Annotated in this window: 8 protein-coding genes and 2 pseudogenes; 5 read left to right on the top strand and 5 right to left on the bottom strand. The window is 32.9% G+C overall.

Annotated features, from left to right (window positions below; translation table 11 throughout):
- The first annotated feature begins 8 nt into the window (after positions 1–8).
- Both SJY24_RS01890 and SJY24_RS01885 read left to right on the top strand, forming a co-directional pair.
- Positions 9–1,484, top strand: coding sequence for a glycoside hydrolase family 32 protein (locus tag SJY24_RS01890; protein WP_377863550.1), 1,476 nt, complete (start codon positions 9–11; stop codon positions 1,482–1,484).
- Positions 1,481–2,422 (top strand): carbohydrate kinase family protein, encoded by a 942-nt coding sequence (locus SJY24_RS01885; RefSeq protein WP_002090121.1) that lies wholly within the window; start codon positions 1,481–1,483, stop codon positions 2,420–2,422. The genes SJY24_RS01890 and SJY24_RS01885 overlap by 4 nt, the downstream gene beginning before the upstream one ends.
- Before the next feature lie 268 nt (positions 2,423–2,690).
- Here SJY24_RS01885 and SJY24_RS01880 read toward each other — a convergent pair.
- The 5 genes and pseudogenes from SJY24_RS01880 to nheA form a co-directional block, all read right to left on the bottom strand.
- A pseudogene (locus SJY24_RS01880) lies at positions 2,691–2,990 on the bottom strand (IS4 family transposase); the annotation flags it as partial.
- Positions 2,991–3,204: 214 nt separating this feature from the next.
- Complete coding sequence (locus SJY24_RS01875) at positions 3,205–3,570, bottom strand: RICIN domain-containing protein (RefSeq protein ID WP_232357494.1); 366 nt, start codon at positions 3,568–3,570, stop codon at positions 3,205–3,207.
- Between the two features lie 369 nt (positions 3,571–3,939).
- Positions 3,940–5,016, bottom strand: a pseudogene (nheC, locus tag SJY24_RS01870) (non-hemolytic enterotoxin subunit C); the annotation flags it as partial.
- Between the two features lie 105 nt (positions 5,017–5,121).
- Positions 5,122–6,324 carry a non-hemolytic enterotoxin subunit B gene (nheB, locus tag SJY24_RS01865; protein WP_377863549.1) on the bottom strand — a complete coding sequence of 401 codons (1,203 nt, stop codon included), beginning with the start codon at positions 6,322–6,324 and terminating at the stop codon, positions 5,122–5,124.
- A gap of 54 nt (positions 6,325–6,378) precedes the next feature.
- Positions 6,379–7,539, bottom strand: coding sequence for a non-hemolytic enterotoxin subunit A (gene nheA, locus SJY24_RS01860; RefSeq protein ID WP_377863548.1), 1,161 nt, complete (start codon positions 7,537–7,539; stop codon positions 6,379–6,381).
- Between the two features lie 1,311 nt (positions 7,540–8,850).
- Here nheA and argR point away from each other — a divergent pair.
- The 3 genes from argR (at position 8,851) to argF (ending at position 11,830) form a co-directional block, all read left to right on the top strand.
- Positions 8,851–9,300 carry an arginine repressor gene (gene argR, locus SJY24_RS01855; protein ID WP_377863547.1) on the top strand — a complete coding sequence of 150 codons (450 nt, stop codon included), beginning with the start codon at positions 8,851–8,853 and terminating at the stop codon, positions 9,298–9,300.
- A 268-nt stretch (positions 9,301–9,568) separates the two neighbouring features.
- Positions 9,569–10,801, top strand: a complete 1,233-nt coding sequence (gene arcA / locus SJY24_RS01850) for an arginine deiminase (RefSeq protein ID WP_377863546.1) — start codon at positions 9,569–9,571, stop codon at positions 10,799–10,801.
- A 30-nt stretch (positions 10,802–10,831) separates the two neighbouring features.
- On the top strand, positions 10,832–11,830 hold the full coding sequence (gene argF, locus SJY24_RS01845; RefSeq protein ID WP_377863544.1) for an ornithine carbamoyltransferase: 999 nt from the start codon (positions 10,832–10,834) through the stop codon (positions 11,828–11,830).
- Positions 11,831–11,898: the final 68 nt, after the last annotated feature.

Raw genomic sequence — 11,898 nt, 5'->3', positions numbered from 1 at the left:
AACTCCCTATGGATAAATATAGAACAATACGAGAGGCAAAAGGGTGTGAATTGACTTCGCTAGAGAAAATTGCAAATCAAGACTCTTGGAAGCCCACTTATCACATTCATCCGCCATATGGATTAATGAATGATCCAAATGGTGTATCTTATTATAATAATGAGTATCACGTGTTTTATCAGTGGTACCCATTTGCTCCTATTCATGGAATGAAACATTGGGCGCATGTAAAATCTAAAGACTTGATTCACTGGGAACGTATGCCTGTGGCAATTACTCCTACTGAAAGTTATGAATCCCACGGTGCGTATTCTGGAGGAGCTTTCGTAAAAGATGATATACTTCACTTGTTTTATACAGGAAATGTAAAACATACCGATGGCTCGCGTGACGCTAATCAATGTGTTGCTTTTATGAATAAACAATATGAGGTTGAAAAAGCAGAATATAATCCAATTATTCGGAGTGTTCCTGCTGGATATACGGGACATGTTCGTGATCCTAAAATTTGGAATTTTGATGATTTTTATTATATGTTGCTCGGCGCACAACGGGAAAACGAAACAGGTACACTTCTTATCTATAAATCAGAAGACTTGTATGATTGGAAGTTACAAGGAGAACTACAAACAAATTTAAAAGATTTCGGCTTTATGTGGGAGTGTCCGGACTATTTTCATTTAGATGGAAAAGATATTCTTATTTTTTCTCCGCAAGGTATTCAAGCAACAAAGGATAGCTATCAAAATGTTTATAATGTTATTTACGCCATTGGGACATTAGATTTAGAAAATTTATACTTCCACGTTGATTCTTATTATGAGTTAGATAAAGGGTTTGATTTTTACGCACCGCAAACATTGCAAGATCCCGCTGGACGCCGCATTATGTTTGCGTGGGCGGGATCAAGTGAAATTACGTATCCTTCAGATGATTTTATGTGGGCACATTGTTTGACGATTCCACGCGAGTTAACTCTTGAAAATAACGTGTTAAAACAACGTCCTATTTGTGAATTAAAAAAATTACGTACATCTTCTAAAACAGTGTCAGGTTGTTTACAGAATGAAACATATGTATTAACTGACCTTTTCAAAGAACACTCCTACGAATTAGAAGTACGATTACAATCTGAAAAGGCAAATGTTTTTGGTATTTCCTTATTCCATTATCATGAAGAGTCATTTTCGATTACTTTTCAGCGCGATCAAGGGATCGTTTCTATTGAGCGCGGAAGCTTTCATCACCGCTTTGGAGGAGAATATGGTTACAAACGCTGTAAACAAATTCCGATCCAAGATACAATGGAAATGCGTATTTTCGTAGATCAAAGCATTGTTGAAATCTTCCTATGTGACGGAGAAACTGTGTTTACATCACGAGTATTCCCTCGTAAAGATATAGGGTACAACATCTCTCTTTTCTCAGATGAAAAGATGGAATTTCATATCACACAATACAAACTTGGGAGAGGATTGGAATGAAACAAGTATTTTGCATCGGTGAATTATTAATTGATTTTATTTGTTGTAATACACATGTACCATTAGCAGATGGAGTACACTTTGAAAAAAAAGCTGGCGGAGCCCCCGCGAATGTTGCTGCAGCAATTACAAAATTAGGCGGAAAGGCTTCATTCATTGGACAAGTCGGAAACGACCCTTTTGGAGAATTTCTAGAAAAAACATTGCAAGAAAACTGTGTCGATACTTCTATGCTTATAAAAGAAAACCAAACGACATTAGCTTTTGTCTCTATTGATCAACATGGTGAACGTGACTTTACTTTTATGCGTGGCGCTGATGGAGAATATCAGTTTCATAAAATTGATCTTTCTAAAATGCACAAGCATGATATCATTCATTTTGGGTCAGCGACAGCTTTGTTACCTGGGCATTTAAAAGAAACTTATTTTCAGCTGCTACAATATGCAAAAGAACAAAACCACTTTATTTCTTTTGATCCAAACTATCGTGATGCATTAATTACAGATAAACAGCAATTTTGTGAGAATTGCTTAACTTTCATTGCACAAGCCCATTTCGTAAAAGTAAGTGAAGAGGAAGCGATCATGCTTTCTAAAGAAACAAATATGAATAAAGCTGCACAGTTTTTACTTGCAAAAGGCGCAATGGTAGTTGCGATTACACTTGGAAAACAAGGTACACTTCTTGCAACTAGTGAAGGGGCTGCTATTATTCCTTCTATTACTGTGAAACAGGTAGATTCAACTGGTGCAGGAGATGCGTTCGTAGGTGCAATGCTTTATCAACTTTCTAAAGAAGAAAATCTATTTGACTTTAACTTTGAAAAACTTTGTACATTCGTTGCATTTGCTAACAAAGTTGGAGCAATTACGTGTACAAATTACGGAGCTATTCAATCCTTACCAACATTAGAAGATATCATTAAGTTTGGATGAATATTTTCTAATAAAGGGTAATCTGTTTTTTATTTCTCACATTTTAAAGGTGTAGTATCTTGATTGAATACTGCACCTTCTGTTAATATGAATTCTATTCTCAGAAATTATCAGTAATTTCCTCATAGGGGTCACTTTACCTGCCCATCAACTTAAGAACGAAAATAAAATGAACTTTCGTTCATATAAGCTAAAAAACTCTTAAAATATTTTGTGTCCTTAAAAATGAGCATACCAAATAAACCTAAATAGGTATCATTTTTTAAAATTATGCAACTTTCTTTTGTTTTTTTAATCCACTATACTCATAAACAACACCCATAATATCAAAGACTGTTTTCTTCTCATATCGATGAGATTTCCGTCCATTCTTCTGTAGGAGGTGGAACAGAAGAATTAGAATCTTTGTTATTTCTTGGGTGTTTTGTTGTATAGCTTGATACAACAGATATAAATGATCTTGAATTATTCCAATTGCCTTATATTCACTTAATTCTCTTTTCTTTTTTTGTAAAAGGAGGGACCACCCCATCGCTATCAAGCTAATAAAAAGAAATATCCTCAAAATGAAAAAAATACGTTATTCTTTCTGTAGAATCATAAGAAAGGATGGCGTTTTTTTAACACTTGGGGGTAAAGAAAATTCTTAAGTTGATGGATATGGGGTGTACCCCAACATTCGTTAGAATAGAAAAGAGGCATCTTTCCGAAGCAGGAGAGATGCCCTATTTTACAACAATTGAAATTCAAGATGAAATTTTTTTCTACCAGAATCTTATAATTTAATTTAGTCTCTGTAATTTAAATTTTTGATTATTACTAGCTGTAAATGGATATACTATAACATTTGTTCCATCTTTAGTACCAGAACCAGTTACATCTAAATACCTAGAGTTTTTCTTATTTTTCAAATAAAAATATCCATTTCCTGCATCTTCAACTATCCAATAATGCTCTTCATAGTATTGGTTAGGTGTAGCAAAAACATTGTTAGAACCTTGATAGTCATTCCAAGCTAATATTAAATTTTCATTTGTTCCACTTTTAATTTGATAGGCCTTTTTATTTGAATCATATACTAACTTCCATTTTTGATGATTACCGCCGTTATTGCTCCATAAGGTAACATTATTCGTTGATCGATCCATATCTATAACGCTACTATTATTTAACGCAGAAAATAGTTGATAGGTACCATTCAAATTAGCTCCAGGAATGTTTTCTCCTACTTCTTTATATACGACATACTCCATTCCATTGACCGTTGCTATTACCGCATATTGGTCTTTTAAGTTTAATGGAAGCTGGTCAACCCACATGCTTGCATTTGCTCCTCCGCTCCACATATTATGCGTAATCCGTTTTGTTAAATTCACAACTTTATAAGACGCATTTGGTGCATTTGCTCCCGTTTTTATTTCAAATGTATAAGCATTGTATATCGGTTTGTAGAAATATTGAACACTTGACGGACGAAGTCGATCCATAAGATCCTGCTCTTCTTTCTCCGCAATTACCACCGCTTCATATAATTTATCAGCATAATTCTTAAGATCTTGCCAGCTATCTTTTGCTGTATTAAGATCTGCTTTTATAAAATCAAATTCTTCTGGGGTAATAAATGTGATATTTTTTACTAAATTATTATATTTTGCTGCTACAGTATCCCAACTATTAGACATTTCCTGTATAGAAGTAATAGCTGTGTCAATTGTTTCCGCCATATTCGTAGTCTTATCTTTTGCATCAGTTATAATAGCCATTTCTGTTTGTGCCCCAGAAATTTGTGCTTTTAAAATTTCTATTTCTCGCTCAGCAGATGCAATATTTTTTTTTGCTGTTGCAATCAGCGGTCCACCAATGATACACGTTATTAACGTCGCGCAAAGTACTGAACCTGCAATAATTTGATCATTGCTTTTTTTGATAGACTCATTATACCCATTAATTCGCTCTTCTAAATATGGAATACCTGCAGTTGTACTAGCTAAAATAGTCGTTAATTGATTTGTATCTTGTTTAAAGTTTTGCGTATCTGCTGTCATTTTATTTCGGAAAGTTTTCAGCTGTTCCAATAGCTCGTTAACTTCACTTTTATTAGTCAATATACTTTCATACAATTTTTCGAGCTCAGTTTTCAATTTTTCAGTATCTTTTTGATCTATTGCATCTAGTAAAATACTATAGTGTGTTTGAAATGTATCATTATAATTTACAATGTTTTGATTCGTATTCATAATACGTGGTTTAAGATTATCTAACCAATAGGTCGCATTTTTTTTTGCATCGTCCTGGTGCTTCAACATGTTTGCTCGTAAATCACTATTAAGGGAACTTATACCACTAAGGTCTGTCTCTTGTTGATTACGTATTGTTTTGGCATATGAATTCATAACAAGTACATTAGACATTGCTGGTACTAGTACATCTTGAAAGCCCTCAGGACCAAGTGAATAATTATGAATGGTTTCTTGCGATATAGTTGTATGGACTTTTTGTTCTGCCGCGAAAGTATGAGGTGGTACTATATTACTTGTTGCCATTCCAGCAATCATCATTGATAATAAAAATTTCTTGTACAATTTCTTATTCATATTATCCCACCTACGCTTTTTAAAAATTCGTATCTTTTAGTGAGCATTAAGGAAGTTCCCTGCTCAAGTTTGAACAGGGAACCCTTATCACATAAAATCAATTGATTATTCTGTATCTACTAATTTAATATCAGTTTCATAAAGATTTACAGCAGTATCTCTAACTTCTTTCCAACTATCTTTAGCCACATCGAGATCCTCTTGTATGAAAAATAGATCGTTAGGGTCCATAACTGCAATATTTTTAAGTAAAGATTTATATTTTGATCCAACTACATCCCATTTGGTTGAAAGATTTTGTAGTGCAGTAATTGCTATATCAATAGTCTCTGTTAAGGATTCAGTTTGCTCTTTTAGATTGGTTAAACCAGCTACTTCTAATTGAGCCTGGGTTATTTGTCCTGTTATATTCTTAATCTCTTCCTGAGCCTTATCCATCTCTTGCTTTGCTATAACAATTCCCGCTATACCTCCTGCTGTTGCTCCTAAACCACCTACAATGAACACCACTCCTAGTTTAGCTCCTAAACCAGTACCAATTAGAACTGCTCCGCCTATAATAGCAAGTGGGCCTAGAGCTGTTGCAACTGCTGAGGCAATAAGCAGTTTATTATATTCAGCAATTGTAGCATGATACGTTGTGAGTTGATTTTGCAACAGCGGAATTCCAGCATCTTGACTTGCTAAAATAGACGTTATTTGATTTGCATCTTGTTTAAAGTTTTGCGTATCTGTTGCCATTTTATTTCGGAATTCTCGCAGTTCTCCTAATAATTCGTCAACTTCCGCCTTATTTGCTACAACATCATTATTTAGCCTTGTAAGTCCATTTGATAATGTTTCCTTGTCCTTATTGTTTACAGCTGCTGTTAACGTATTATAGTAATTTTGAAATTTAGTATTATAATTAATAATATTTTGATTCGTTGAAATCATTTGCGGTTTAAGTTTATCTAACCATTGCCCTGCATTTATTCTGGCAATATTTTGATCATTAATTATTTTCGTTCGTAAAGATGTATCAATTGAATTGAGCCCATTGAAATCAGCATTTGCTTGTTTAATGATTGTTAAAGCATAAAGGTCCATTACTAAAGCATTTGACCCTGTATTTGTTATTGCCTCTTTAAGACCCTCTGGTCCTAATGAATAATCCGGGTAATCGTCCGTTGTACCTGTTTTAGCGTGAATAGGAGTTGATTTTGCCGTGCTTTCCGCTGCAGAAGCATATGTTGGCATGATACTACCTGCTGCCATTACCGTTATTAATGCGGATAAAGCCATTACTTTATAAGGCTTTTTTGTCATTTTTGTCTTCTCCTTTAACTTTCAGTATAGTCATATTCCACTCTTTGCTTAAACTTAATTTATTGTTACATTTGTAATGAAATTTTCATACTTTTTTGTTTGCAAATACAGTTCATCACTGAATTCTTTGAGCTGAATTAATTGATTTTGCAATCCAAGACTATCCATGTGTGCCCCTGCACTCAGATTGAGTTGGATTTGGATCATTGTATCATTTAGCGCTTTCCAATCATTCATCAAATATTCAAAAGTAGTAATTTGCCTCTTAATCATCTCAGTAAACCCATTCATTTGATCCTCAATAAAAGTCATTTCAGTCACTTGAATTTGGGTTTCTGCTAACTGCTGAATTAGTGGTAGTAATTCTTTTTGTTTCTGCTCAATGATCCTAGCAGAAGCAGCTGTTTGGCTGTCGAAAAGATCTAAAATTCCACCACCAAGAGATGAAATAGAGATAAAATCTATAGTTTGAGTCTGAGCTGCTCCGCCCGCAATCGTAAAGACTTGCTTCCCAATATTTATAACGCCATTACGAACTTCATTTGGTCTATTTAAAATTTTTGCGAGTTCTACCAGTATCTCTTCTTGAAGTCTTTTAATATCAGCTCTTAGCTGTGTAACAGTTCCATCTGACCCCTCTAAGGATTGAATTTCTATTTTTGCTTTTTCAGAAAACCCTTTGTTATCTTGAAGCAATAAATCATTAAAACGATTTAGCTGCAATAAGGTTTGGTTCATATTATCTTGGATAGTTTGTACGTCCTGTTGTAGTCTATTAAAAGCATTTACAAAACTCACTTTTGTTTCCGCATCTGTATTTACCGTTTCCGCTAAATCATATAATGTACCATAATAACCATTGAATCTTGTACTAAAACGCTGCATATCTTGATTTAAATCAACTAACTTAGGATTATATTCATCTAACCATTCGCGAACATGATTTTTTACAAATTCTTGGTGATTCGTTAAGCTGCTCATACCAGTCCCTTTAATGGTTGGTTGCTGTAAAATAATTAATCCATATGCTTGCGCTAAAGGTGATTGTGAACCTAACGTTCTAATCGAATGTGATAATGTATTCGCATTTTTGACATTTTGTACATATGTTGACTCTGAGTTAGACTGCACCTTCTCCGCGTAAGCATTTACATAATTGGAAGGACTTGCTAATATTGCTGTAACCAATAATCCTGTAACTAAAGTTTTTTTCACTTGAACTTCTCCTTTTCTTATTTTTTAAAGAGAGATTCTAGAATAAGTCTGTTACAATTACTATTTTTATAAAGGAAATAGCAATAGATATTGACTAGATTCTTTCTTATTCTCCTTTTTCGAGGGATGGAAAAAGATACCCCCTATTAGAATATATAAACGTCAGAAAATACGCAATATTACGATTAATTACCCACTATAAGATAATAGTGACTAGTTTTTTTATGTTTTTATATATATATACCCTTTGAAATATATATATTTTTTTAGTAATGTCATATTTAAAATAAAAAGATATATACGAATTAATAAATCCATCGTTAATTGTCATAAATTCTACAATATTTTTGAATGTTGGCGTTTTAGCCCATCCCTCGAAAAAGGGAGATAATACAAAATATACCAAATGGATAAATGTGTCTAAACGAGATACCTGTAAAAATGAGTCATAATATTCATTTCATACCCATGTATTGTTTTTTATTAAATAACTAACTTACAATAAACAAAAACCAATTACCTATGCAGATAATTGGTTTTTGTTTCAGTTTATATTAACTCGAAAAAATATTTGCAAATTTACCTATAATTTGATAAATTATGCTAATATCCTAATTAGATGTAAAAAAACATTTTATTAGAAAATCTCTAAATTTACATAGACTCTAGATACACTACATATCAACTTCAGATACTTGTTCTATGATACAAGAAATTCTTTTTATTACTATATATTTGTTCTTTCCTGTTGCAGAATCCTTGTTATAAGGATTCTTTTTTTTGTATCAAAAATCTACAAAGAAAAAAGATAAGATCGGGAACACAATCTTATCTTTAGCACAAGGAGTAAACAAAGGGAATAACCATCATATTTTTATAATACTTCATTTTTTTGTTAATTTTTATATTAAAACCATAATTGATAATTATATCTATATTGAGAAATTTATTACAAAATTAGCTATAAATTTTTCAAAAATCGAAAGTAAAATTTTACCCATTAGGGGTCACTATACATGCCCATCAACTTAAGAATTCAGAATTATCCCAAAACGAAAAATGAGCTTTTTTTTTACAAGTTAGAACAAAATTTTGTTCTGGGGGTACTATAAAATTTTAGCTTGATGGCGATGTGGTGATACCCCGTATTCTAGAATATGATAAAAATGCAGAAATTTAAAATTGTTGTTATATAGAGAGACGTAAAGCACTCAAAACTATGAACGTTTCCGCAATATTCTCCTTTGTCTCTTTCGAATGAAATTTATAGCAAGATATAATAAAGCTATAATGATATAAGGGGCGTCTTTTATGAAAAAAGAAAAAAGAAAAAGGCTAATTAAACAATTGGTGAGAGAGTATGAAATAGATACACAAGAGAAATTAGTAGAATTGTTAGAAGAACAAGGGGTAGTAGTAACACAAGCTACTATTTCGCGGGATATTCATGAATTAAATTTAATAAAGACAATCACTTCAAATGGATTAACTATATACAAGGTTTTCACAGAAAATAGTTTACAAACTGATATGATGTTAAAGAAAAAGTTAGGAGAAGTTGTCGTGAAGATTGATTATGTAAATCAATTAACGATTATTAAAACTTTACCGGGTAATGCTCATGTTATAGGTGTTTTATTAGATTCTTTAGAGTGGAAAGAAAAAGTAGGATGTATTTGTGGAAATGATACATGTCTTGTAATTTCAAAATCACAATCTGATAGGAAGGTTTTAGAAGAGAGATTGAAATTAATTATGTAGATAAAAAAACTGTGTCTAATTGGAATTAGACACAGTTTTTTTATCTAATATTAATTAAGAGGTCATTATACATCATATATACGTAATGTATAGAATTTTAGCGATCATTGTGATAAAAGAGTTCATAAAAATACAAGATTAAATTATTTTAAAAAATATTTTGTGAAATATTTCACTAGAAAATGTTAGCGTTTTCAAAAATGGAGAGGTTTGTACAGTTTATTATGTACTTGAAAGGCATCAAAAAATTTAAAAGGAGGTACAGCAAATGAAACATCCGATACATGTTACTTCAGAAATTGGAGAATTACAAACGGTTTTATTAAAACGCCCTGGTAAAGAAGTAGAAAACTTAACGCCAGATTATTTACAGCAGTTATTATTTGATGATATTCCATTTTTACCAATTATTCAAAAAGAACATGACTATTTTGCACAAACATTACGCAATCGGGGTGTTGAAGTTCTTTATTTAGAAAAACTAGCAGCGGAGGCGTTAGTTGGTAAAAAGCTTCGAGAAGAATTTGTTGATCGTATTTTAAAAGAAGGACATGCTGATGTAAATGTTGCACATCAAACTTTAAAAGAATATTTACTTTCCTTTTCAAATGAAGAATTGATTCAAAAAATTATGGGCGGTGTGCGGAAAAACGAAATTGAAGCGAGTAAGAAAGCACATTTATATGAGTTAATGGAAGACCATTACCCATTTTATTTAGATCCAATGCCAAATTTATATTTTACCCGTGATCCAGCAGCTACTATAGGGGACGGCTTAACGATTAATAAAATGAGAGAACCAGCACGTAGACGGGAATCATTGTTTATGGAATATATCATTAAACATCATCCACGTTTTGCAAATCATAATGTGCCAGTTTGGTTAGATCGTGATTACAATTTTCCAATTGAAGGTGGCGATGAATTAATCTTGAATGCGGAAACAATTGCAATTGGCGTATCTGCTCGTACTTCAGCTAAAGCAATTGAGCGCTTAGCTAAAAATTTATTTAGTCGTCAAAATAAAATTAAGAAAGTAGTGGCCATAGAACTTCCAAAATGTCGAGCGTTTATGCATTTAGATACAGTATTTACAATGGTCGATTACGATAAATTTACAATTCATCCAGCTATCCAAGGACCCAAAGGAAATATGAACATTTATATTTTAGAAAAAGGATCGGATGAAGAAACTCTTAAAATTACACATCGTACTTCTTTAATGGATACTTTAAAAGAAGTATTAGGATTAAGTGAATTGGTACTTATCCCTTGTGGAGGAGGTGATGTAATCGCTTCTGCTCGTGAACAATGGAATGATGGGTCTAATACATTGGCAATTGCACCAGGAGTAGTTGTTACATATGATCGTAATTATGTATCCAATGCTTTATTACGTGAGCATGGTATAGAAGTTATTGAGGTACTCAGTTCGGAATTATCTCGTGGTCGTGGGGGTCCACGTTGCATGAGTATGCCGATTGTTCGAAAAGATATTTAGTATAAATAATGGAGAAAGTAGGGATGAATCATGTTAATGACTAGACCGAACTTAAAAGGAAAAAGCTTTCTTGCTGAAAAAGATTTTACAGAAGAAGATTTATTATATTTTCTAGACTTAGCAGCAGAATTAAAAGAGAAAAAGAAAAATGGTATTCCACATCGTTATTTAGAAGGCAAAAATGTAGCACTTTTATTTGAAAAAACTTCAACTCGTACGCGATGTGCATTTACAGTAGCTTGTACAGATTTAGGCGCCAACCCTGAATATTTAGGGAAAGGTGATATTCAGCTTGGAAAAAAAGAATCTGTTGAAGATACAGCAAAAGTTCTAGGGCGAATGTTTGATGGAATTGAGTTCCGTGGTTTTGATCATGCAACAGTAGAAATTTTAGCTGAAAATTCAGGTGTACCGGTATGGAATGGTTTAACAGACATGTGGCATCCAACACAAACACTTGCAGATTTATTAACTATAAAAGAACATATAGGACATTTAAAAGGCGTTAAGCTCGTTTATGTTGGAGATGGACGAAATAATGTCGCTAATAGTTTACTAGTTGGTGGAGCAATTGTTGGAATGGAAGTTCGTATTTGTACACCGGAATCTTTATGGCCAGCACAAGAAGTGATTGATATGGCCCAAAAATATAATAATCAAGTAAAGGTAACAAGCAATGTTGAAGAGGCTGTTGCAGGGGCGGATGTAATTTATACAGATGTATGGGTATCCATGGGGGAAGAAGATAAATTTGCTGAACGCATTACATTATTGAAACCATATCAAGTAAATATGCACATGATTAAAGCGACTGGAAATGAAAATGTTATGTTCTTACATTGTTTACCTGCATTCCATAATGTAGAAACGTTATATGGAGAAGAAATTTATGAAAAATATGGAATAAAAGAAATGGAAGTAAGTGACGAAGTATTTCGCAGCAAGTATTCAAAAGTATTTGATCAAGCAGAAAATAGAATGCATACAATTAAAGCGGTTATGGCAGCTACTTTAGGAAATATGGAGTAAAGAAGGAGGTTAAACTTCCTTCTTTCCCTACCTTTAGACACTATCATTCACTACTGCTATTTATTTTT

The organism is Bacillus sp. R86525, from assembly GCF_042466195.1.
In the GTDB taxonomy this organism is placed as follows: Bacteria; Bacillota; Bacilli; order Bacillales; family Bacillaceae_G; genus Bacillus_A; species Bacillus_A nitratireducens.
This window is presented reverse-complemented; position numbering and strand designations above follow the sequence as displayed.